Annotated in this window: 21 protein-coding genes; 11 read left to right on the forward strand and 10 right to left on the reverse strand. The window is 66.5% G+C overall.

What is annotated here, in order from left to right; genetic code table 11:
* The first annotated feature begins 8 nt into the window (after nucleotides 1-8).
* From sseA to RPR59_RS02550, 3 genes are read left to right on the forward strand one after another with little or no spacing between them, the layout of a single operon-like run.
* The gene (sseA, locus tag RPR59_RS02540) at nucleotides 9-848 is read left to right on the forward strand and encodes a 3-mercaptopyruvate sulfurtransferase (protein WP_313916349.1); all 840 of its coding nucleotides are present in this window, start codon (nucleotides 9-11) and stop codon (nucleotides 846-848) included.
* On the forward strand, nucleotides 803-2,041 hold the full coding sequence (gene metC, locus RPR59_RS02545; RefSeq protein WP_313916351.1) for a cystathionine beta-lyase: 1,239 nt from the start codon (nucleotides 803-805) through the stop codon (nucleotides 2,039-2,041). Before sseA ends, metC begins: the two co-directional genes overlap by 46 nt.
* Nucleotides 2,020-3,330 carry a mechanosensitive ion channel family protein gene (locus RPR59_RS02550; protein ID WP_313916353.1) on the forward strand — a complete coding sequence of 437 codons (1,311 nt, stop codon included), beginning with the start codon at nucleotides 2,020-2,022 and terminating at the stop codon, nucleotides 3,328-3,330. Before metC ends, RPR59_RS02550 begins: the two co-directional genes overlap by 22 nt.
* Here RPR59_RS02550 and RPR59_RS02555 read toward each other — a convergent pair.
* Together RPR59_RS02555 and gyrB are read right to left on the reverse strand one after the other, a co-directional pair.
* Nucleotides 3,291-4,070, reverse strand: a complete 780-nt coding sequence (locus RPR59_RS02555; RefSeq protein WP_313916355.1) for an alpha/beta hydrolase — start codon at nucleotides 4,068-4,070, stop codon at nucleotides 3,291-3,293. The two genes, RPR59_RS02550 and RPR59_RS02555, sit on opposite strands and share 40 nt — an antisense overlap.
* 42 nt (nucleotides 4,071-4,112) lie before the next feature.
* Nucleotides 4,113-6,584, reverse strand: coding sequence for a DNA topoisomerase (ATP-hydrolyzing) subunit B (gene gyrB / locus RPR59_RS02560; RefSeq protein ID WP_313916357.1), 2,472 nt, complete (start codon nucleotides 6,582-6,584; stop codon nucleotides 4,113-4,115).
* Nucleotides 6,585-6,679: 95 nt separating this feature from the next.
* On the opposite strand from gyrB, the gene RPR59_RS02565 reads away from it, so the two are divergent.
* On the forward strand, nucleotides 6,680-7,054 hold the full coding sequence (locus tag RPR59_RS02565) for a cupin domain-containing protein (RefSeq protein ID WP_313916359.1): 375 nt from the start codon (nucleotides 6,680-6,682) through the stop codon (nucleotides 7,052-7,054).
* 97 nt (nucleotides 7,055-7,151) lie between these two features.
* On the opposite strand, the gene RPR59_RS02570 is transcribed toward RPR59_RS02565, so the two are convergent.
* Complete coding sequence (locus RPR59_RS02570) at nucleotides 7,152-8,486, reverse strand: DEAD/DEAH box helicase (RefSeq protein ID WP_313916362.1); 1,335 nt, start codon at nucleotides 8,484-8,486, stop codon at nucleotides 7,152-7,154.
* A gap of 200 nt (nucleotides 8,487-8,686) precedes the next feature.
* Nucleotides 8,687-9,769, reverse strand: coding sequence for a DNA replication/repair protein RecF (gene recF, locus RPR59_RS02575; RefSeq protein WP_313916364.1), 1,083 nt, complete (start codon nucleotides 9,767-9,769; stop codon nucleotides 8,687-8,689).
* A gap of 39 nt (nucleotides 9,770-9,808) precedes the next feature.
* Here recF and RPR59_RS02580 point away from each other — a divergent pair, with 39 nt between their 5' ends.
* Nucleotides 9,809-10,147, forward strand: coding sequence for a hypothetical protein (locus RPR59_RS02580; RefSeq protein WP_313916366.1), 339 nt, complete (start codon nucleotides 9,809-9,811; stop codon nucleotides 10,145-10,147).
* Between the two features lie 24 nt (nucleotides 10,148-10,171).
* On the opposite strand, the gene RPR59_RS02585 is transcribed toward RPR59_RS02580, so the two are convergent.
* The 3 genes from RPR59_RS02585 to RPR59_RS02595 form a co-directional block, all read right to left on the reverse strand.
* Nucleotides 10,172-10,951: a Coq4 family protein gene (locus tag RPR59_RS02585; RefSeq protein WP_313916368.1), complete on the reverse strand. Its 780-nt coding sequence runs from the start codon at nucleotides 10,949-10,951 to the stop codon at nucleotides 10,172-10,174.
* A gap of 73 nt (nucleotides 10,952-11,024) precedes the next feature.
* Complete coding sequence (gene dnaN, locus RPR59_RS02590; protein WP_313916370.1) at nucleotides 11,025-12,137, reverse strand: DNA polymerase III subunit beta; 1,113 nt, start codon at nucleotides 12,135-12,137, stop codon at nucleotides 11,025-11,027.
* Between the two features lie 154 nt (nucleotides 12,138-12,291).
* Nucleotides 12,292-12,948, reverse strand: coding sequence for an outer membrane protein (locus RPR59_RS02595; protein ID WP_313916373.1), 657 nt, complete (start codon nucleotides 12,946-12,948; stop codon nucleotides 12,292-12,294).
* 137 nt (nucleotides 12,949-13,085) lie between these two features.
* Between RPR59_RS02595 and RPR59_RS02600 the strand changes: the two genes are divergently transcribed.
* The 3 genes from RPR59_RS02600 to rlmN are packed head-to-tail and all read left to right on the forward strand — an operon-like array spanning nucleotide 13,086 to nucleotide 15,475.
* Complete coding sequence (locus RPR59_RS02600) at nucleotides 13,086-13,730, forward strand: histidine phosphatase family protein (protein ID WP_313916375.1); 645 nt, start codon at nucleotides 13,086-13,088, stop codon at nucleotides 13,728-13,730.
* Complete coding sequence (locus RPR59_RS02605) at nucleotides 13,727-14,233, forward strand: hypothetical protein (RefSeq protein ID WP_313916377.1); 507 nt, start codon at nucleotides 13,727-13,729, stop codon at nucleotides 14,231-14,233. Before RPR59_RS02600 ends, RPR59_RS02605 begins: the two co-directional genes overlap by 4 nt.
* Before the next feature lie 33 nt (nucleotides 14,234-14,266).
* A complete protein-coding gene (gene rlmN / locus RPR59_RS02610; RefSeq protein WP_313916379.1) occupies nucleotides 14,267-15,475 on the forward strand; it encodes a dual-specificity RNA methyltransferase RlmN in 1,209 nt (402 codons plus the stop codon).
* A 391-nt stretch (nucleotides 15,476-15,866) separates the two neighbouring features.
* Here the strand turns inward: rlmN and RPR59_RS02615 are convergent, their stop codons facing one another.
* Entirely contained in the window at nucleotides 15,867-16,925 is a 1,059-nt protein-coding gene (locus tag RPR59_RS02615) for an NAD(P)H-dependent flavin oxidoreductase (protein ID WP_313916381.1), read from the reverse strand.
* A 143-nt stretch (nucleotides 16,926-17,068) separates the two neighbouring features.
* Here RPR59_RS02615 and RPR59_RS02620 point away from each other — a divergent pair, with 143 nt between their 5' ends.
* The gene (locus RPR59_RS02620) at nucleotides 17,069-17,818 is read left to right on the forward strand and encodes a sulfite exporter TauE/SafE family protein (RefSeq protein WP_313916384.1); all 750 of its coding nucleotides are present in this window, start codon (nucleotides 17,069-17,071) and stop codon (nucleotides 17,816-17,818) included.
* Nucleotides 17,819-17,932: 114 nt separating this feature from the next.
* Here RPR59_RS02620 and RPR59_RS02625 read toward each other — a convergent pair whose 3' ends face one another.
* Both RPR59_RS02625 and RPR59_RS02630 read right to left on the reverse strand, forming a co-directional pair.
* Entirely contained in the window at nucleotides 17,933-18,880 is a 948-nt protein-coding gene (locus RPR59_RS02625) for a CE1 family esterase (protein ID WP_313916386.1), read from the reverse strand.
* A gap of 9 nt (nucleotides 18,881-18,889) precedes the next feature.
* A complete protein-coding gene (locus tag RPR59_RS02630) occupies nucleotides 18,890-19,498 on the reverse strand; it encodes a flavin reductase family protein (RefSeq protein ID WP_313916388.1) in 609 nt (202 codons plus the stop codon).
* Between the two features lie 95 nt (nucleotides 19,499-19,593).
* Between RPR59_RS02630 and RPR59_RS02635 the strand changes: the two genes are divergently transcribed.
* Both RPR59_RS02635 and RPR59_RS02640 read left to right on the forward strand, forming a co-directional pair.
* The gene (locus RPR59_RS02635) at nucleotides 19,594-20,319 is read left to right on the forward strand and encodes a cytochrome b/b6 domain-containing protein (RefSeq protein ID WP_313916391.1); all 726 of its coding nucleotides are present in this window, start codon (nucleotides 19,594-19,596) and stop codon (nucleotides 20,317-20,319) included.
* A complete protein-coding gene (locus RPR59_RS02640) occupies nucleotides 20,316-21,077 on the forward strand; it encodes a molybdopterin-dependent oxidoreductase (RefSeq protein WP_313916393.1) in 762 nt (253 codons plus the stop codon). Before RPR59_RS02635 ends, RPR59_RS02640 begins: the two co-directional genes overlap by 4 nt.
* Nucleotides 21,078-21,119: the final 42 nt, after the last annotated feature.

Here is a 21,119-nt window from a genome sequence, read left to right on the forward strand (position 1 = left end):
TGCGCGACATGGACAGCTTGGTGACGAGCGAATGGCTGGCGGACGCGATCGGCGCGGGCGATCTTCGCATCCTCGATGCGAGCTATTTCCTGCCCGATCACGATCGCGACGCGCGCGCGGAATTCGCGGACGGGCACATCCCCGGTGCGCAGTTTCTCGACCTCGCCGGCTTGCGCGATGAAGCCGATCCGCGTCCGTCGATGCTGCCACCGGCCGAAATGTTCGCTTCCCGCATGGCGGCCTTGGGCGTGAACGACGATGATCGCATCGTGGTTTATGACAATTCGCCGTTGCGGAGCGCCGCGCGTGCCTGGTGGATGTTGCGGCTGTTCGGTGCGTGCGATGTCGCGATCCTCGACGGCGGACTGTCGAAATGGACCGGGGAAGGGCGGCCGGTCGAACGCGACGTGGCGCAGGCGCGCCCCGGCCGTTTTTCCGCCGCCGCAGACCGGAGCGGCGTGCGCACGCTCGCCGATATGCGCGCCAATATCGGCAGCGGCGCCGAGCAGGTGGTCGATGCGCGATCCTCCGGCCGCTTCGCCGGCGCCGATCCCGAACCGCGCGCGGACATGGCCTCCGGCCATATTCCGGGTGCGCACAACCTGCCTTATGGCGAACTGTTCCATCCCGACGGCACGTGGAAGCGGGATGACGCGCTGCGCCGGGCATTCGCGGATCGCGGCATCGACCTCGATCGACCGATGGTGACGAGCTGCGGCTCCGGCGTTACGGCGGCGGTGCTCGTGTTCGGCGCGCACCTGCTCGGCCACGACGCGGCACTGTACGACGGAAGCTGGTCTGAATGGGGCGCGGACCCCGACACACCGAAACAGACGGGGGAAATGTGAGCGGTTCGAACAGCGGCCCCAAGGCCAAGGCAACACAGGTCGTTACCGCGGGGCGGCGCAAGGAATGGACGCAAGGGATCGTCAATCCGCCCGTCTGGCGCGCGTCCACCATCCTTTATGAGGATGTCGAGGAAATGCGCGCCAACGGCAGGCGCGACACCCATCACCGGCTGTTCTACGGCCGGCGCGGCACGCCGACGCAATGGGCGCTCGCGGATGCGCTGACCCAACTCGAGCCGGGGGCGGAGGCGACGTTCCTCTACCCTTCCGGTGTGGCGGCGATCTCCGCGGCGTTGCTGTCGGTACTGTCGCCCGGCGATGAATTGCTGCTGCCCGACAGCGCCTATGAGCCGACGACCGCATTCGCTGGCGGCATGCTGAAGCGGTTCGGCATCGCGACGCGGACCTACGATCCGATGATCGGCGCCGGAATCGCCGAGCTGATCGGCGAGAATACGCGCGCCGTTTTCCTCGAAAGCCCCGGCAGCCTGACCTTCGAGGTGCAGGACGTGCCGGCCATCGTCGCGGTGGCGAAGGAACATGGCCTCGTCACGCTGCTCGACAATACCTGGGCGACGCCGCTGCTGTTCCCGGCGATCGAAAAGGGCATCGACCTGTCCATCCTCGCCTGCACCAAATATGTTGTCGGTCATTCCGACGTGATGCTCGGCTCGGTCACGGCGACCAAGGAGTTCTGGCCGCGACTGCGCGCCACCAGCTTCCAGCTCGGGCAGACGGTGGGGCCGGACGATGCCTGGCTAGGCTCGCGGGGCCTCAGGACCATGGCGACGCGGCTGAAACAACATGGCGAGAGCGCGCTGCGTGTCGCCAAATGGCTGAAGGGCCGGCCCGAGGTGGCGCGCGTGCTGCACCCGGCGCTGGACGACTGTCCGGGAAGCGCGTTCTTCCACCGCGATTTCGCCGGGGGATCGGGCCTGTTCAGTATCGTGCTCGACGGCTGCGGCGATGCCGAGCGCGTGGCGATGATCGACGCGCTGGAGCTGTTCGGCATCGGCTTCAGTTGGGGCGGGTACGAAAGCCTGGCGCTCCCCATTGATCCGGAGAAACTGCGCAAGGTTGTGCCTTGGGAGACAGAGGGCCCGGCCATCCGCCTGCATATCGGCCTTGAGGATCCCGACGACCTGATCGCGGATCTGGAACGGGGACTGCAATGCGTCCGGCCCAACCGCTAAGCGGGATCGCCGACTGGCTGGCGGAAAACGGCATCGCCCAGCCGACGACTGCCGACATGGTGCAGGTCGCGGTGGCACTGGGTCTGGTGCTCGCCATTCTGTTTTGTGGCTGGGTGGTTGGCCGCTATGCCGGCGATCGGCTGGAGGCGCTGTGGAGCCGTGTCGTCGGTGGCCATGGTGAGGGGCTGGCGCCGCGCATGGGCAATCTCGCGCGGCATGCCACGGCGGCACTGCTGCTCGCGCTGATGAGCAACGCATGGGTGTGGAACGGCCTGTCCGCCATCGGCATCGGCCTGGCGATGGGCGCGGCGGTGGCGCTGCTGGCGCGCACGCTGCTGCGCGGCCTGCAACTGCCGCGGCAACTGACCTGGCTGGTCGCCGCCGTGCTGTTCGTCGTCGTCCTGTCGGGCGCGATCCGCAACGCCACCAACGATTTCAACCTGCTCGCGCTGCTGGACACGGTCGGCTTTTCCATCGGCGATCGGCGCTATTCGCTGTTGTCGCTGGCGACCATCGCGGTCGCCGGCATCATCCTGTTCGCGCTCGTGCGGCTGGCCAATCGCGTGATCGGCCATTCGATCGCCAGGGCGCAGAGCTTCGATCCGGCGCAGAAGCTGCTGATCCAGAAGCTTGCGGGCATCGCCGTGTTGATCGCGGCCTTCTTCGTCGGCATCGACTTCCTGCAGATCGACCTCACCACCTTTGCCGTATTCGGCGGGGCGCTGGGTCTCGCCGTTGGTTTCGGCCTGCAGAAGACCGTCGGCAACCTGATCGCGGGGATCATCCTGCTGATGGATCGATCGATCAAGCCGGGCGACGTGATCGTGGTGGGCGACAGCTTCGGCTGGGTGAACAAGATCGGCGTGCGCGCCGTCAGCGTCATCACCCGCGACGGCAAGGAGCATCTGATTCCGAACGAGAATCTGATGACGCAGGAGGTGGAGAACTGGTCCTATTCGGACCGCAACGTCCGCGTTCGGATCCCCGTCGGCGTATCCTATAGCTGCGACCTGAAGCTCGCCCAGGAACTGATGCTGCGCGCCGCGCAGGAATCGCCGCGCGTGCTGAAGAGCCCGAAGCCCAATGTCTGGCTGGAAGCGTTCGGCGAAAGCTCGGTCGATCACGAGGTGCTGGTCTGGATCAACGATCCCGAAGGCGGCGTCGGAAACGTGAAGTCCGACGTGCTCAACCGGCTATGGCACCTATTCCAGGAAAACGGGATCGAAATTCCGTTCCCGCAGCGCGACGTTCACGTCAAGAGCTGGTCGGCCCCTGCCAACGGTGCGTGAAGCGGGGTCGCGGCGTCGGCCGTCGCGGCAAGATCGGGGCAGAATCGCGAGATCGCCCGGTCGATGGCCCGCATCACCGTCGGGTCCGAGGGATAAGCGAGATGGGCGCAATCGACCTCGACATAGTGGTCCGCCGCCCCGTCGCACCGCGCGCAGTCGAACGGCACCACGCCGTCGCGGCGCGAGCATAAAGCAATCGTCGGCACCGGCGGCTTGGCGGTGAGCGAACATTCGACCGGCGGCCGGTCGACCCGGTGGCCGGCGATCATCTCGTACAGTCGCGCGACGGGAAGCTGGCGCAGATCGCCGGCCAGCGGACTGCCCAGCGTAACGACGGCGCGTATGTGTTCCGGCGCGAGCTTTGCATATTCGCGGGCGATCAGGCCGCCGAGGCTCCAGCCGATCAGGACGATCGGCGCCTCGTGCCGACGTCGCAGATAGCGTATCCGCGTATCGATCCGTTCCAGCGTGCCGGCATCGACTCCGCGATTGCGGCCCTGTTTCCACCGATGCGTGCGATAGCCCATATGGTTGAGCCCGAGGCGCAGCGGCAGCATCGAGGTGTCGCAGGCCATGAAGCCCGGAAGGATCAGGCAGTGCCCGCCGCCCCGGCCGCGCGGCAGCGCATCGAGCACCACCGGGGTCGGCCCCAGCAGCGAACGCAGCAACAGGCGCATTTCCTCCGCCACTCGCGAAAGCATCGCGATGCGCCGCTGCGCGATGGGAAATCCGGGTGTCATCAGTCTGTAACGAAGCAGGTCACCGACGGTTGCGAACCGACCTCACACATCGAGATTGGCGACGCTGAGCGCGTTTTCCTGGATGAATTCGCGCCGCGGCTCGACCACGTCGCCCATCAGCCGGGTGAAGATCTCGTCGGCGACATCCGCCTGTTCGATGCCGACCTTCAGCATCGAGCGGTTCTGCGGGTCGAGCGTGGTTTCCCAGAGCTGCTCGGCGTTCATTTCGCCCAGCCCCTTGTAGCGCTGGATGGCCAGGCCCTTGCGCCCGGCGGCGAGCACCGCCTCGAGCAGTTCGCTCGGCCGCGCGATCAGCGTCTCGCCCTTGCCGGCGACCATGTCCTCTTCGTCGGTCGCTTCATCGGCGGCCCCGGCATTCTTGAGCGGCACCAGCTTGGCGAGCTGATCGTAGCTGCCGGCCTCTTCGGCGGCGAGGGCGTGGAGCTTGCGCGCTTCCGCCGAAACCAGGAAAGCAGGCTCGATCACGTGATGATCGGTCACGCCGCGCCAGAACCGCCTGAAATGATAGCCGCCATCGTCGCGCATTTCGGCCGACCAGCGCGCATCCTGATCGGTCATGTCGAGCCGCTTGGCGACCCAGTCGAGCCGCGCGGCGCGCTGGTCCGATGTCGCCTGCGGATCGAGCGCGCCGGCCATCGCCAGCACCTCGACGATCGATTCGTCGTACCGCTTGGGCACATAGCGCATCAGCGTGCGCATGCGCCGGGCATGATCGACGAGCGTGCGCAGGTCCGCACCCGTGCGCGCGCCGCCCGCGGTTTCCAGCACCGCGGCCTCGACGCCGTTGCCGACGAGGTAATCGTCCATCGCGGCGTCGTCCTTCAGATACACCTCGGAACGGCCGCGCGTCGCTTTGTAGAGCGGCGGCTGGGCGATGTAGAGATGCCCGTTCTCGATGATGTCGGGCATCTGGCGATAGAAGAAGGTGAGCAGCAGCGTGCGAATGTGCGCGCCGTCGACATCGGCGTCGGTCATGATCACGATCTTGTGATATCTGAGCTTTTCGAGATTGAAGTCCTCGCGCCCGATGCCGGTGCCCATCGCCTGAATGAGCGTGCCGATTTCCTTCGACGACAGCATCCGGTCGAAGCGTGCGCGCTCGACGTTCAGGATCTTGCCGCGCAGGGGCAGGATCGCCTGGAAATGCCGGTCGCGGCCCTGCTTGGCGGAGCCGCCGGCGGAATCGCCCTCGACCAGGAACAGCTCCGATTTGGCCGGATCGCGCTCCTGACAATCGGCGAGCTTGCCGGGCAGGCTGGCGATATCCATGGCGCCCTTGCGCCGGGTGAGGTCACGCGCCTTGCGCGCCGCCTCGCGCGCCACGGCGGCGTCGACGATCTTCTGGACGACCGCGCGGGCGGACGCCGGGTTCTCCTCCAGCCATTCGGCCATCTTGTCGGCCATCAGGCTTTCCATCGGCTGACGCACCTCGGACGAGACGAGCTTGTCCTTGGTCTGCGAGCTGAACTTGGGGTCGGGCAGCTTCACCGAAACGATCGCCGACAGCCCCTCGCGCATGTCGTCGCCGGTCAGCGACACCTTTTCCTTCTTCAGAAGCCCCGAACGATCGGCATAGCCGTTGATCGTCCGCGTCAGTGCCGCACGGAACGCCGCCAGGTGCGTGCCGCCGTCGCGCTGCGGGATGTTGTTGGTGAAGCACAGGACGTTTTCGTAATAGCTGTCATTCCACTCGAGCGCGATCTCGATGCCGATATCGTCGCGCTGGCCGGTGATGGCGATCGGGTCGGGAAAGAGCGGCGTCTTGTTGCGGTCGAGATATTTGACGAAGGCCGCGATCCCGCCTTCGTAGAACAGATCCACCTCGCGCGGCTCCTCGTGCCGGGCGTCGACCAGCTTCAGCCGGACGCCGGAATTCAGGAAGGCCAGCTCGCGGTAGCGGTGTTCCAGCTTGTCGAAGTCGAATTCGGTGATCTTGAACGTCTCGGCCGACGGGGTGAAGGTGACGCGCGTGCCCTTCTTGCCCTTGGCGGGGCCGACGACCTTCAGCGGCGCCACCGCCTCGCCGCGCTCGAAGCGCATGAAATGCTCCTCGTCGTCGCGCCAGATGGTGAGATCGAGCACGTCGGACAGCGCGTTCACCACCGATACGCCGACACCGTGCAGCCCGCCCGACACCTTGTAGGCATTGTCGTTGGAGGTGTTCTCGAATTTCCCCCCGGCATGGAGCTGGGTCATGATGACCTCGGCCGCCGACACGCCCTCTTCGGAATGGATGTCGGTCGGGATGCCGCGGCCATTGTCCTCGACCGAGACCGAGCCGTCGGCGTTGAGCGTGATGAGGATCAGATCGCAGTGCCCTGCCAGCGCTTCGTCGATGGCGTTGTCGGACACTTCGAACACCATGTGGTGAAGCCCCGAGCCGTCGTCGGTGTCGCCGATATACATGCCGGGCCGTTTGCGCACCGCGTCGAGACCTTTGAGGACCTTGATCGAGGATGCGCCGTAGTCGTTCTTCTGGGGATCGGTTGCCATGCCGAGGATATAGGAAATCGGCCGCTAAAGGGAAAGCGAAATGCGGCATTTGCGGCTAATGCGGGGAGATGACAGACAGCAACGGAGACCACAGCATGACGACACCGTCGAAGATCAATCTGGCCGAGGCCTTTTCGCGTTTCGACGATGCGTGGAACCCGCGCATCCTGGGCGACGTCAACGCCGCGCAGGTGAAGGTGGCGAAGTTTCGCGGCGCCTTCGACTGGCACCATCACGAGACCGAAGACGAGCTGTTCCTGGTCGTGTCGGGGCGTATGCGCATGGGCTTTCGGGGCCGCGACGTCGATCTGGAGTCGGGCGAGTTGATCATCGTGCCCGCGGGGGTCGAGCACCGGCCCCAGGCCTTGAGCGAGGAAGCGCACGTGCTGATATTCGAGCCCGCGACCACGCTCAATACCGGCACCGAGGAAACCGGGCGCACCCGGCGCGATCTCGAGCGGTTGGATTAGCTATTCCCGCCACGCCGGTAGCGCTGGGTGACGGACGTGATTTGGAGTGAAGGGGCGGCGTGCACCCCGGCACTGCGGCCGGGGTGGCGGGTGCGGATCAGCCCTGCGACTTGCCGGCGCGGCGCTGGGCGCCGCCGCGATTGCGGCGCGGGCCGTGATTGCGCCCCGCTGCGGCAGGCTTCGCGTCGTGCGTCTTGCGCGGGCGCCTAGGGCCGCGATCCTGACGCGGACCGCGCGGGCGATCGGGACGTTCCGCCGGCACCGGGCCGACGCGCGTGCTGGCGATGCGCTCCGCTTCGGCGGTGAAATTGGCGGGCAGGGGGACGACGTCGACCTTCTGCTTCGTCAGCTTTTCGATGCCGCGCAGATAGGGGCGCTCGTCCTCGGCGCAGAAGGCGAAGGCGATGCCGTCATTGCCCGCGCGCGCGGTGCGGCCGATGCGGTGGACATACTGCTCGGAGACGTTGGGCAGTTCGAAATTGATGACGTGGCTGACGCCCGACACATCGATCCCGCGCGCGGCGATGTCGGTGGCGACGAGCAGCTTGACCCGGCCCGAACGGAACGCGCCCAGTGCCTTTTCGCGCTGCGGCTGGCTCTTGTTGCCGTGGATCGCCACCGCTTCGATGCCGTTGCCGGCGAGCAGCTTCACGATCCGGTCGGCGCCGTGCTTGGTGCGCGAAAAGATCAGTGCCCGCTCGATGTCGTTCTTCTCGATGAACAGCGTCAGCAGCGCCTGCTTTTCCTTCTGGTTGACGAAGGTGACGAACTGCTCGACGCGCTCGGCGGTGGAGGCGACGGGCGTCACCTTCACTTCGGCCGGATCGGTGAGGAACCGGCCGGCGAGATCGCGGATCGCCTTCGGCATGGTGGCCGAAAAGAACAGGCTCTGGCGATCGCCGGGCAGCATCGGCACGATGCGCTTCAGCGCGTGGATGAAGCCCAGGTCGAGCATCTGGTCGGCCTCGTCCAGCACCAGGATTTCGGTGTCGCCGAGCGAGAGGCACTTCTGGTCGATCAGGTCGAGCAGGCGGCCGGGCGTGGCGACCAGGATGTCGACGCCGCTCGCGACATCGCGGCGGTTGCGCGCAACCGGTACGCCGCCGAACACGGTGGCGATGCGCAGCTTGGTGAAGCGGCCATATTCCTTCGCCGACTGCGCGATCTGGCTGGCGAGTTCGCGCGTGGGCGCGAGGATCAGCATGCGGCAACGCATCGGTTTGACGCGATTGTTGGCGGCGACGAGCCGCTGGATCGACGGCAGCATGAAGGCCGCCGTCTTGCCGGTGCCCGTCTGGGCGATGCCCAGCAGGTCGCGGCCTTCGAGAAGATGGGGGATGGCCTGGGCCTGGATCGGCGTCGGCGTGTCATAGCCCTTCTGGGCGAGCGCATCGACGAGCGACCGGTTGAGGCCGAGTTTGGAAAAGGACATGGATTTCCTGAATGGTCAGCGGCGCCAGACGCACTTCGGGCGCATGGCGGGCGGGGAAGAAAGGCGCCCCGCGTGATATGGGAAGCTTGAGCTAGTAGACGACGCGGAGCCGAAGCCCGGAAAGGCCCGATCACGCTGCATGACGCGTCGCTTGTGCGCCAGATGGCGTTGTTGCGGTGCAATGTCAAGCGAAAGCAGCGTCAGCGGCCGGCTATTACGCCATCGGCAACCGTATAGCGCGTCGCATCTGCGGGCAGATGGTCGAACAGGCCCGCCTCGGTTCCCGTCATCCAGACCTGTCTGCGCCCGTCGAGGCGGTCGAACAGTGCGCGGCGGCGTTGCGGATCGAGATGCGCGGCCACTTCGTCGAGCAGCAGGATCGGCGCGCGGGCCACGCGGTCGGCGACCAGTTCGGCATGGGCGAGGACGAGGCCGAGGAGCAGCGCCTTCTGCTCGCCGGTGGAGCAGAGCGCGGCCGCCTGACCCTTGCCGAGATGCGTGACGGCCAGATCGGTGCGGTGCGGACCGGCCAGTGTGCGCCCGGCCGCGGCGTCGCGCGAGCGACCGGCGCCGAGTTCGTGCGCCAGCGCGTCGCTCGACCCGGTCCACCCTGCCAGCGCCAGACCGGCGCGCGCGAATGGCCCTTCCGGCTGCGCCGCGATGCGGTCGTTCAGCAATTGTAGCAACGCGGTGCGGCCCGCGTGGATAGCGGCGCCGTGTTCCGCCATCTGGGCTTCCAGCGCGGAGAGCCAGCGCGGATCGGCCGCCCGGCCTTCCTTGGCCGCGTCGGTCAACAGGCGGTTGCGGTCGCGCATCGCCGCATCGTAGCGGGTGGCGTGCCCTGCATGGGCGGGCGACAGGGCCAGGGTCAGCCGGTCCAGGAACCGCCGCCGGTCGCCCGCCGCCTCCATGAACAGGCGGTCCATGGCCGGGGTCAGCCACAGCACGCTCAGCCATTCCGACAGGCTCGCCGCCGGCGCGGCCGCGTCGTTGATGCGCACCAGGCGGCGTTCCGGCGCGTCCGCCCGCGTGCCGGTGCCGATCGCGACATCGCCGGCAAGCCTTGCCGCCACGCCGAAGCCGCCGGCGCCGCCCTGCCGCGACATCGCCGACAGCGGCGCGCGGCGGAGGCCGCGGCCGGGCGCGAGCAGCGACACCGCCTCCAATATATTGGTCTTGCCGGCGCCATTCTCGCCCGTCAGCACGACGAAGCCCGGCCCCGGCGTCAGGACCGCATCGGCATGATTGCGAAAATCGGTCAGCGATAGGCGTGTGATTGCCATGCGCCGTCCCTAACGGCTAAAGCCTTGGCTGCAATGCATATGAAGCCCCTTATCGCCGCGCTGGCCGTCGTCGCGCTCCCGGCCTGTCATCAGCAGACGCCGCAGGAAAAGCAGGCCGACCAGATCGTCGAGGCGGCCGATGCCAAGGCCGATGCGATCACCGCGTCCGCCAACGACAAGGCATCGGACATGGAAGCGAAGGCGGAGGAGCTGGAAAACCAGGCGGGTCAGGCCGGTACGTTCGAGGGCAAGAAGCTGCAGGTTCGGGCCGAGGCGCTGAAGCAGGAGGCCGAGCTGATCCGCGAGGAAGGCCGTGCCAAGGCGCGCGCCGTGCGCGATGCCGGGCAGGCCAGGGCGAGCGCGCTTCTGGCGCGATGAGGGGCGCGGCGGCCCCGGCGCCGGTCAGATGCCCTGCAGCCCCTGTTCCGCCAGTCGCTTCCGCGCTTCGAAATATTTTACCGGCGTGGCGATGTCGAGGCGCCTGCGCGCGGCGTCGAGCGGTTCGGCCATTACCTGCTCGTAATCCTCGCCCGACAGCCACTTGGCGCGCTTGCCGTGGCGATAGCCTTCCAGCACCGCGGCGGCGAAATTGCGTTCGCCGGTCACCCGCAAGCTCTTGAGCGCCGCGCCGCCGGCGATGAACGCCCAGCCCAGCCCGCCGGTCTGCGCATAGGAAAAGGCGACCAGGCACGCTTCGCCCAGATGTTCCTCGGCGGTATAGCCGGTCAGGACGTGCCAGATGTCGTGGATGTCGCGCTCGCGCCGGCCGAACCAGGCATAGGGATGCTCCATGTCGCGCCAGCCGTCACTGTCGGCATAGCTGATATCGGCGAGGCCCTGCGCGGAAAACCCGGTCCTGTCGAGAAAGGCGCGGTAATGCGCGCCGACGCTGCCATCGGGCAGGGACTCGAGCCAGGCGCGGTCGGCGAATTTGCGCGACAGCTCCAGTCGACGATAAGCGAGCCTGCCGCCGCCGGGCTGGTCCAGCAGCTTGCGATAGTTCTTCTGTGAAGTATCGCCGTTCAGCGCCCGCATGATGCGGAATACCTGTACCGTGTCGTCGCCGTTGGCGAGCAGCTTTTTCAGCGCCGCCCAGGCGGTCCGCCAATCCCGCCCGGTCGGGATCGGGCCATCCTCCGGCGGTGCCGGTGCAAACCGTATGTCGTCGATCGCGGTAGCCATCATCGATTCCCTACTGACAAGTGTGTCAGTATGGTGCGGCGACAGCCTTGAATCAAGAACGGATGATCGCGCCTCAGACCCGCATCGGCATCAGGACGTACAGCGCCGGCGAGGATTCGCTTTCGCGTATGAGGGTCGGCGCCGATGCGTCGGCGAGGTGCACCTCCACCATATCACCCTCGATCTGGGCGAGAATATCGAGCAGATAGCGGCTGTTGAAGCCGATCTCGAAACCTTGCGCGGCATATTCGCCCGGCACCTCTTCCGCCGCGGCGCCGTTTTCCGGGCTGGTCACCGACAGCGTGATCCTGTCGCGGTCGAGCGCCATCTTCACCGCGCGGGTCTTTTCCGTGGCGATGGTCGACACGCGGTCCACGCCCTGCATGAAGCTGCGCGGGTCGATCTTGAGGAGCTTATCGTTCCCGGTCGGGATGACGCGCGTGTAATCGGGGAAGGTGCCGTCGATCAGCTTGGAGGTCAGGATGGCCTGGCCGAGATCGAAGCGAATCTTCGAACCCGACAGCGAAACGCCGACCGATCCGTCCACTTCGTCGAGCAGCTTGCGGAGTTCGGCCACGCATTTGCGCGGGACGATCACGTCGGGCATGGCCTCGGCGCCATCGGGCCGCGCGACCGTCACGCGGGCGAGCCGGTGGCCGTCGGTCGCCGCCGCCTTCAGCACCGGCTGATCGTCGTCGGATACGTGCAGGAAGATGCCGTTCAGATAATAACGCGTTTCTTCGGTCGAGATGGCGAAGCGGGTCGCGTCGATGATCTGCTTCAGCGTTTCGGCCGGCAGTTCGAACGTGGTCGGCAGGTCGCCTTCCGCAATAACGGGAAAATCGTCGCGCGGCAGCGTTGGCAGCGACGAGGAATAACGCCCGGCGGTGATCTTCAGCTTGCCCTCGGCCGCGTGCAGTTCGACCTGCGCGCCTTCGGGCAGCTTGCGGGCGATGTCGAACAGGGTGTGCGCCGACACCGTGGTCGCGCCGGGCTGGTCGATCGCCGCGGGCACCGTCTCGTCGATCTGCAGGTCGAGATCGGTCGCCATCAGGCGGAGCGACCCGCCCTCGCGCGCTTCGATCAGGACGTTCGACAGGATGGGAATCGTGTTGCGCCGCTCGACCACCGACTGAACATGGCTCAGCCCCTTGAGCAGGTTCGCGCGTTCGATCGTCGCCTTCATCGTCACAATACCCCCGGCCGAAGCCCCAGTCGAAAAGGCCCGCGCGAGTCACGCGGGCGATGGTGTCTTAGCGTTCATCTCTAACGCGAAAAAGGGCCGGAGCAAGCGGCTCCGACCCTTTCCATTCAGATTCCGGACCACCGGCCCGCCTGAATCAGAAGCGCATGCCGACGCCGGCCACCAGTTGATGCCGATCGGTGTCGACGCTGAAATTGTCCGTATTCGAGCCGTCGTCGAATTCGAGCCGGGCATCGCCGTAGTTCGAATAGCGATATTCGACCTTGGCATAGGCGTTGCCGCCGATCGCCTGCTCGACGCCGGCGCCGATGCGATAGCCGTCGAGGTTGTAATGCTCGTCATTGATCCGCTCGCCATAGTCGGTCGTCAGGTCGAGCCGGGCGTTGGTATAGCCGCCCTTGGCATAAACGAGCGTGCTCGGCGTCGCGAGAATACCGGCGCGGGCACCGATATACAGGTCGCGGCCGGTTTCGACATTGCCGTAGCCGAACTGCGCGTCGCCGTCATACGGATCGGTTTCCGCGGTCGAATCGCTCAATTCGCCCTCGATGCCGACGACCGCCTTGTTACCGACCGCCACGTCGTATCCGGCCTCGACGCCGTAGAGGAAGCCGTCGGTATCCTCGTCGTCATTGTCGAGATCGGTGTCCTCCGAGCTGCCCGGACGGATATTGTCATAGCCGACGATCACGCCGACGCGCGGCCCGGTGAAAGTGGGATTGGCATCCTGGGCGAACGCCGGTGCGGCGATCGCGGTGGAACCGATCAATGCAGCCATCAACGCATAACGCATAACTAAACTCCTTTATCGTCTCGGCCCGTTGCTGCGGGCGGACCGTGAAAATGGGTGCTGCGCCGCGAAGTTGCATGAACGCCAGATAAACGCGGATTTCCGTTGCTTTTCGGCAACAGGGGCTTGAAAATGCCGCGATGGCGAACAGGGTCCAGCGCAAGGGTCGCGATTTCATCGCGCGGCATGGCGAGACGATCTTCAATGCGGCCGGGCGCCTGCAGGGCGATCACCCGCACACGCCGCTCACACGAGCCGGCTTCGCCCAGGCCGAGGAAATGGGCGCGGCGCTCCGACGACTGTTGGGGCCGAAACCCGACCTGACGCTCTGGGCGTCGCCGACGGATCGGGCATTGCAGACGCTGAGCGTCATCGCCGAATGGCTCGAATGCGACTGGCACACCGCGAAAACCGACCCGCGCCTGGTCGAGATCGGTCTCGGCGGATGGGGCGGGCGATACTATGTCGACGTCGCGGCCGAGATCGGCCCCATCATCGATCCCGCGACCGGTCTGCTGATCCATGCACCCGATGGCGAGCGGTATCACGAGATCGCGGCGCGGGTGTCGGGCTGGCTGGCGGATACGGACGGCGACGAGGGCGACCGCCTCGTCATCATGCACGGCATCTCCAGCCGGGTCCTGCGCGGCGTGATGACCGGCTGCGACGTGATGCCGCGTTTCGACGCGCCGATCGCCCCCGGCCTGCCGCAGGGATCGGTCGTGATGGTGGCGGACGGCGGAGAGCAGGTTGTCCACCGCGGCACGGGCCGCGCCCCGGCATGAGCGCGCGCGCATTTCTGGCGGCCGTCGTCCTGGCGGCGGCGAGCGGCGCGGCGTCGGCGGAAACGATCGGCATCTATTCGGGATGGGGCGCCTTTGCGAAAGCGGGGCCGATGCGCTGCTATGCGATCGCCCGCCCGGTCGGCCGTCGCGGCGGCGAGCCCCATTCGCCCTTCGCCAGCGTCGCGACCTGGCCCGCATCGGGGATTCGGGACCAACTGCACATTCGCCTCAGCCGCACGCGTGCCGAGGACGCGGCCGTCACGCTTTCCATCGGCGAGCGGCATTTCGAGCTGGCGGCGGGGGCGGTCGACGCCTGGGCGCCGGATGCGAAGACCGACCGGGCGATCGTGGGTGCGATGCGTTCCGGCCGGAGCATGAGCGTCGAATCGGTTTCACGCGGCGGACGTCCCTTTGCCGATGTCTATGCGCTGGACGGCGCGGCCACCGCCATCGACGCGGCGACGGTCGCCTGCGTCGCGCGCCGATCCGGCGGCCGCACCTAGCAAATTGCCGCGAAATCGATTATGGCGCGCGTCATGCAGACAGCCGAGCCGCTAACCATGTCCATGCCGGGGCATATCGACCCCGTGCCCGTTCCGCGCGGGACCGTCGCGCGCGCCGATCGCCGGACCGACCTGATCGGCCTGTCGCGCGACGGCATCCGCAGCGCGCTGGAGGCGGGCGGCATGGAGCCGAAGCAGGCCAAGCTGCGCGCCAAGCAGATCTGGCAGTGGGTCTATAATCGCGGCGTCACCGAATTCACGGCGATGACGGACATCGCCAAGGCGCAGCACCCCTGGCTTGCCGAACGTTTCGTCATCGGCCGGCCGGACGTGGTCGAAGCGCAGGTGTCGACCGACGGCACGCGCAAGTGGCTGCTGCGCTCGCCCGACGGCCACGACTACGAAATGGTCTTCATTCCCGATGCCGATCGCGGCACGCTGTGCGTGTCGAGCCAGGTCGGCTGCACGCTCAATTGCCGCTTCTGTCACACCGGCACGATGCGGCTGGTGCGCAACCTGACGCCGGGCGAGATCGTCGGACAGGTGATGCTGGCGCGCGATTCGCTGGGTGAATGGCCCTCCACGCCCGAGGGGAGAATGCTCACCAACATCGTGATGATGGGCATGGGCGAGCCGCTCTATAATTTCGAGGGCGTGCGCGATGCGCTGAAGATCGTCATGGACGGCGACGGCCTTGCCCTGTCGAAACGGCGGATCACGCTGTCGACATCGGGCGTGGTGCCGATGATGGCGCGCTGTGGCGAGGAGATCGGCGTCAATCTCGCCGTCTCGCTCCATGCCGTGCGCAAGGAGGTTCGCGACGAAATCGTCCCGCTCAACCGCAAATACGGCATCGAGGAATTGCTGCAGGCCTGCGCCGATTATCCCGGCGCCAACAATGCCCGGCGCATCACTTTCGAATATGTGATGCTGAAGGACAGGAACGACAGCGACGAGGATGCGCGCGAACTCGTCCGCCTGATCCGCAAATACAAGCTGCCGGCCAAGGTCAACCTGATCCCGTTCAACCCGTGGGAGGGGGCGCCCTATGACTGTTCCACGCCAGAGCGCATCAGGTCCTTTTCCAACATCGTGTTCGAAGGCGGCATTTCCGCCCCCGTTCGCACGCCGCGCGGCCGCGACATCGACGCCGCCTGCGGCCAGTTGAAGACCGCGGCGGAAAAGAAGAGCCGCGCCCAACTCGACCGCGAGGCGGAGGAGAAGCTGGCGGCGCTGGGGTGAGATTCCCGGCACCGCGCAGCGAGCGGTAGTCCGGCGTTCCTGCGCAGTCACCTGCGGCACCCGCGCCACCGGTGGGGAGCTGCCATTCCCGTCGCCGTCATGCTGAACCTGATTCAGCATCCAGAGCCGCAATCGCTGCGGGGTCTGGATCCTGACTTTCGTCAGGATGACGACGGAATGCTGACGGCTCGGCTTGAGCGTGAGCCGCCCCCACGCCCGGAAGCGACTCGATCCCGGGCCGATGGCAGAAACCGGCCGGGAGCGGTGCAGCGGCCCTGGTGCCGAAAATGCTGGGACCCGCATCGAGGCTCTTCCGATCAACGGCCTGAACTTTCGGAAGGTTCGGAACCTCGCCGCTCCAAGACTGTGTTCCCGCGAAGAGCGGACGCTGTCAGGCTTGGCAGCGTTCGAGTTCGCGTCGCAGTGTCTCGACCAGTTGAGCGGCCGGTATGGGGCGGGTTAGCGGCGCACCCTGTCCAGCCCATTGCGCACCGAAGCCATGCTCGCCCCGCGCCTTGGCCGCCGCATGAAGCGCGTTTCCCGCATCATAAGCGATGGGATAGTCGGGTGGCATGCGTCCGGCAAGTTGATCGCCAAGTGCCGTGAAGCGGTTGGCCAGCGCTCGCGCGGGTCGACCAGAGATGAGCGATGTGAGCGTCGTGTGATACGCGCCCGGTCCGTTCAGGGCTGCGCGATAGGCATCGTCCGCGGCAGATTCCGGGCACGCCACGAACGCGGTGCCGAGCTGTGCCGCGACCGCGCCGAGATCGAGCGCGGCAGCGATGCCGGCGCCATCCATGATTCCGCCGGCTGCGATGATCGGCAGTCCTGACTTTCGCACCAGCAACTGGGTAAGTGCGAAGATGCCGAGTGCATCGTCCCGTGCGGTGGGGTCGAACACGCCACGGTGACCGCCAGCCTCGATCCCTTGCGCCACAATCGCATCAATACCCGCTGCCTTGATCGCCCCTGCTTCTTCAAGATTCGTGGCGGTAGCCATCAGGTAGATACCGCGTGCGCGCAGCGCCGATAGCACATCAGCAGGGGGCAGTCCGAAGTGGAAGCTGATGACAGGCGGCGCCAATTCCAGCAGCATCGCTAGCATGTCGGGATCGTCGGCAAAGCTTTTGTAGATGGTGCGGAGCGTCGCCGGGGGCTCCGCACCGAAGTCGGCGAACAGTGGAGCGAGCCACTCGAGCCAGGCTGCTTCTCGCTCTGGGGCGGCCCTTGGGCTGTTATGCACGAACAGATTGACGTTGAAGGCCCGGTTCGTGCGGCCACGCACCTCTTCGATCATCGTTCGAGCACCGGCCGCGTCCGTTGCGCCTATCCCAATCGAGCCCAATCCTCCAGCTTCGGACACCGAAGCTGCCAGCAGCGGAGTTGAGACGCCGGCCATGGGTGCCTGGATCAAAGGCACCGTAAGTTGAAACCGATCGATCAGGGACATAAGCCCGCAGTGCTCCGCAGTGAAGGATCGTCCGCTTATAGGCGTCTCAGCGCTCGAAGTGAACGTCGAGCTTTGGGGCGTAGGGCGCCATTCAGCGGCGGTCGCCTTTTCTGCGGCCCTCGCCTAAGGGCGCTGGGATGGACATGTTTTCGATCATCCTCGCCGCCGGCGGCGGTTTCCTCGGCGGCGCGATGAATGCGCTGGCGGGGGGCGGCAGTTTCGCGACGATGCCGACGCTGATCGCGCTGGGCCTGCCCGCGACCCAGGCCAATGCCACGTCCAACTTCGCACTGCTGCCGGGCGCGGGCGCAAGTGCGCTGACCTTTCGCGACGAGCTGGGGCCGATCGGGAGCGCGCAACCCTGGCCGCTCGTCGCGATCACCTTTGCCTGCGCACTCGTCGGCAGCCTATTGCTCGTCGTCACACCCACCGAGACGTTCGACATCATCATTCCCTGGCTGCTGCTTGTCGCCTTCCTGATCCTGCTGTTCGGCAAGCGGGCGGCGATATGGCTGCACGATCATGTCACGATCGGACGGCGCACACTGTTCGCGGCGCAAGCGCTGCTCGGCATCTATGGCGGCTATTTCGGCGGCGGCATCGGCATGATGATGACCGCGGTTTATGGCCTGCTGGCGGGCGCGACCCCGCGCGAGATGTTCGCGGCGCGCACGCTGATGCTCGCGGTCGCCAACACCGCCGCGGCTTTCGTCTTCATCGGATTCGACATGATCCGCTGGTGGGCGTGCCTGCCGATGCTGGCCGGCGCGCTGGCGGGCGGGTGGATCGCCGCGTTGCTTGGCAAGCGCGTGCCGCCGACGCCCATCCGCCTCTGGACGATCGCCTGGACGGCGGCGGTGACGGCGATGTTCTTCTGGCGCGCTTATGGCTGAGCGAACCGGTCTACCCTCACCGATCCACCGGTGCTGAGCTTGTCGCACTTTCCTTTTTCAGGAAAAACAGTCCGACAGGATCAGGGCGGACGGCGACCGCGGACGCAGAAACGATTACGAACCGTCCGAACCATCCCGCCGATAGGCCGAAAAGAACGCCCACATCGCCTCGTTGTCGGCGACCCAGCTATGGCCTTTGCCGACCGAAATGCGCCCGATCACGTCGGCATCGCCCCGGCAATCGGTATAGCGCTCCTCATAGACGCCGGCGCGCACCCACCGCGTCGACGGCGCGGCGGCGCAATGGTTCAGTTGCGCCCAGCGCTGTTCGGCGGCGTGCATCGAATATTGCCAATAGCCGGCGCCCCCTCCCGCGATCGGATTGGTCTCGTCCTCGTCGCCGGCAAAGGCCATGACCGGCATCGGTTCGTCGGGGCGGCAGGTCGCCGGGTCGGGCCGGGATGTATCGGTTGCGTTCGGATTGCCGGCGCGCAGGCCCACCACCGGCGCAATCGCCGCGATCCGGTCGTCGGCGACGCAGCCGAGCCAGGATGTCATGCGCCCGCCGCCCGACAGGCCGGTGACATAGACGCGCGCCGGATCGATACAGCCCCGGTCCGCCAGATAGCGGATCGCAGTGCGGATATAGGCGACGTCGTCGGGATCGCCGGGTCCCGGAACGGCGCCGGTGACGGTGGGCACGCCGGGAATGTTCCAGACGAAGCCGTTCCCCGCCGCTATGCCGGCATCGGGGGCCGCGAGGACGAAGCCGTGCGCATCCGCGGTCGCGGCCAGTTTCGAATCGCGCAGCATCGCGGCGCCCGTGCCGCCGCTGCCATGCAGCAGGAAGACGAGCGGGGCCGCGCCCTCGCCGTCAAACCCGCTCGGCAGATGGAGCAGCATCGGCCGACCGGTATCGCCGATCGGCACGGTCGCGGTCTGTCCGGGCTCGCCCATGGCGCAGCCTTGCGCGGCGGCGAGCGGCGACCATGCAAGGAGCGCGACCAGCATCGCCAGGCCGGCGATCAGGCGCTGTACGGCGGCGCGGGGGGCGGCGGGCATATCGCTCGCTCAGTCCGGACGGATCATGTGGAACAACTCGCCCGGCTCGAAATAGTCGGACGGCCCGCCGCCGCGCAGGATCGGTCGCGCCTTCGCGGTCTGATAGACGCCGTCCTCGATCATCGCAGTGTCGATATGGATGCCGACCGCTTCGCCGATGACGAGCCAACTGTCGATCGCGCCGCCGTCCTTGTCGGTAAGCTGGATGAGCTGGGTCAGCTTGCATTCGAACTGGACCGGACTGCCGGCGACGCGCTGCGGCTTCACGATGGTGGCGGGCAGGGTGTCGAGCTTCGCCGTTTCGAATTCGTCGACCTCGCGCTGTGCGGTGGCGGTCGCGTTCACCTGTTCCGCCTGCGCGCGGGTCGCGAGATTCCAGACGAATTCGCCGGTCGCGCCGATATTGGCAACGCTGTCTTTCCATCCGATCGAGGAAAAGGCGATCAGCGGCGGCGTATAGTTGATCAGGTTGAAGAAGCTGTAGGGCGCGAGGTTGCGCTTTCCCTGTGCGCTGAGTGTCGAGACCCAGCCGATCGGGCGCGGCGCCACGATCGCGTTCAGCGGGTTGTGGGCAAGGCCGTGGCCCGTTGCGGGTTCGTAGAAATGAAAATCCGGCATAGCGTCCATCTCGCCCGGATCGCGGCAGGTATCAAGACACTGTCGCGTGCCGGGCTGTGCAAGGCTATGGTGGAACGACGCGGGAGACAGGATCGATGACGCATGATGCGAAACCGGGCGGGACGCGGCGGACGATCCGCCGTCATGCGCTCGCCACGCGCATCTGGCACTGGGTCAACGCCGCCACCGTCGTCATCATGATCGGCAGCGGCCTGATGATCCTGAACGCGCATCCGCATCTATATTGGGGCGAATATGGCGCGAATTACGATCAGCCATGGATCGACCTGCCGCACTGGCCCGGCTGGCTGACCATCCCGTCGACCTATAACCTCGCGCTCGCCCGCCGCTGGCACCTCACCTTCGCGCTGGTGCTGGGCTTCGCCCTGCTGGCCTTCATGGTCGTGAGCCTCGTCAACCGCCATTTCGCACGCGACTTGCGGGTGCGAAGGCGCGAGGTCGCGCCGCGCCGCCTCTGGGCGGACGTGAAGGCCCACCTGGCCTTCCGCTTTTCCGATCCGGAACGGCCGGGGCGCTACAATATACTGCAAAAGCTGAGCTACGTCGCGGTGATCTTCGTGCTGCTGCCGCTGTTGATCGGAACGGGGCTCACCATGTCGCCGGGAATCGATGCCGCCTGGCCGTGGCTGCTCGACCTGTTCGGCGGACGGCAGTCGGCGAGGTCGATTCACTTCGTCTGCGCTGCGTTGCTCACGGTCTTCGTCGTCGTCCATCTCGCCCTCGTCATCCTGGCCGGCGTGTGGAATGAGGTGCGATCGATGATCACCGGCCGCTGGACGATCGAGGAGGAACGGGCATGAGCCGGTTGATCACCCGGCGCTCGGCGCTGATCGGACTTGCGGCCGGCGCGAACGGGCTGCTGGCCGGTTGCGACTCGCTCGGCCGTGAAGGGCCGGTGCGCAAGCTGATCTTCAAGGGCGACGACTGGAACAGGCGTTTGCAGCGCCTGGTAACCGATCGCACCGCACTCGCGCGTGAATTCGCGCCGGAAGACCGCTCGCCCGTCTTTCGCGCCAACGGCACGCGCAACCCGGACACGCCCTCTTACAACGCCCATGCGGCCAACGACTTTGCCGACTGGCGGATACGGGTGGACGGGCTGGTCGCGACGCCGCTCGACATTCCGGTGGCGCAGTTCCGTGCAATGCCGGCGCGCAGCCAGATCACACGGCACGACTGTGTCGAGGGGTGGAGCGCGATCGGCAAATGGACCGGGCCGCAACTTGCCATGATCCTGAAGGCCGCGGGCCTGCGCGATCGGGCGAACTATATCGTCTTCCATTGCGCCGACCGCTTGCGCGGGACGCCGTATTACGAATCGATCGACCTGGTCGATGCCTTCCATCCGCAGACGATCCTCGCCTGGGCGATGAACGACGAACCCCTGACGGTGCCGCACGGTGCGCCCGTCCGGCTTCGCGTCGAGCGCCAGCTCGGATACAAGCACGCCAAATTTGTTCACCGTATCGAGGCCGTGCACTCGCTCACGCCGATCGGGCGCGGTCAGGGCGGTTATTGGGAAGATGTCGCCGATTACGACTGGTATGCCGGCATCTGATTGCAACTTGGGGCTTGGCGAATCCACCTTTTCTTCGGTAAC

The sequence above is a fragment of the Stakelama saccharophila genome (genome assembly GCF_032229225.1).
Classification (GTDB): Bacteria; Pseudomonadota; Alphaproteobacteria; order Sphingomonadales; family Sphingomonadaceae; genus Sphingomonas; species Sphingomonas saccharophila.

Bases quoted from the DNA above. Each gene is read 5' to 3' on its own strand.
- RPR59_RS02615 (WP_313916381.1), bottom strand. From the start codon at position 16,925: ATGTCCCTGATCGATCGGTTTCAACTTACGGTGCCTTTGATCCAGGCA.
- RPR59_RS02625 (WP_313916386.1), bottom strand. From the start codon at position 18,880: ATGCCCGCCGCCCCCCGCGCCGCCGTACAGCGCCTGATCGCCGGCCTG.
- RPR59_RS02605 (WP_313916377.1), top strand. From the start codon at position 13,727: ATGAGCGCGCGCGCATTTCTGGCGGCCGTCGTCCTGGCGGCGGCGAGC.
- RPR59_RS02635 (WP_313916391.1), top strand. From the start codon at position 19,594: ATGACGCATGATGCGAAACCGGGCGGGACGCGGCGGACGATCCGCCGT.
- RPR59_RS02640 (WP_313916393.1), top strand. From the start codon at position 20,316: ATGAGCCGGTTGATCACCCGGCGCTCGGCGCTGATCGGACTTGCGGCC.
- RPR59_RS02580 (WP_313916366.1), top strand. From the start codon at position 9,809: ATGAAGCCCCTTATCGCCGCGCTGGCCGTCGTCGCGCTCCCGGCCTGT.
- RPR59_RS02550 (WP_313916353.1), top strand. From the start codon at position 2,020: ATGCGTCCGGCCCAACCGCTAAGCGGGATCGCCGACTGGCTGGCGGAA.
- RPR59_RS02555 (WP_313916355.1), bottom strand. From the start codon at position 4,070: ATGACACCCGGATTTCCCATCGCGCAGCGGCGCATCGCGATGCTTTCG.
- RPR59_RS02565 (WP_313916359.1), top strand. From the start codon at position 6,680: ATGACGACACCGTCGAAGATCAATCTGGCCGAGGCCTTTTCGCGTTTC.
- RPR59_RS02595 (WP_313916373.1), bottom strand. From the start codon at position 12,948: ATGCGTTATGCGTTGATGGCTGCATTGATCGGTTCCACCGCGATCGCC.
- metC (WP_313916351.1), top strand. From the start codon at position 803: ATGGGGCGCGGACCCCGACACACCGAAACAGACGGGGGAAATGTGAGC.
- recF (WP_313916364.1), bottom strand. From the start codon at position 9,769: ATGGCAATCACACGCCTATCGCTGACCGATTTTCGCAATCATGCCGAT.
- RPR59_RS02630 (WP_313916388.1), bottom strand. From the start codon at position 19,498: ATGCCGGATTTTCATTTCTACGAACCCGCAACGGGCCACGGCCTTGCC.
- rlmN (WP_313916379.1), top strand. From the start codon at position 14,267: ATGCAGACAGCCGAGCCGCTAACCATGTCCATGCCGGGGCATATCGAC.
- sseA (WP_313916349.1), top strand. From the start codon at position 9: ATGGACAGCTTGGTGACGAGCGAATGGCTGGCGGACGCGATCGGCGCG.
- RPR59_RS02600 (WP_313916375.1), top strand. From the start codon at position 13,086: ATGGCGAACAGGGTCCAGCGCAAGGGTCGCGATTTCATCGCGCGGCAT.
- RPR59_RS02570 (WP_313916362.1), bottom strand. From the start codon at position 8,486: ATGTCCTTTTCCAAACTCGGCCTCAACCGGTCGCTCGTCGATGCGCTC.
- gyrB (WP_313916357.1), bottom strand. From the start codon at position 6,584: ATGGCAACCGATCCCCAGAAGAACGACTACGGCGCATCCTCGATCAAG.
- RPR59_RS02585 (WP_313916368.1), bottom strand. From the start codon at position 10,951: ATGGCTACCGCGATCGACGACATACGGTTTGCACCGGCACCGCCGGAG.
- RPR59_RS02620 (WP_313916384.1), top strand. From the start codon at position 17,069: ATGTTTTCGATCATCCTCGCCGCCGGCGGCGGTTTCCTCGGCGGCGCG.
- dnaN (WP_313916370.1), bottom strand. From the start codon at position 12,137: ATGAAGGCGACGATCGAACGCGCGAACCTGCTCAAGGGGCTGAGCCAT.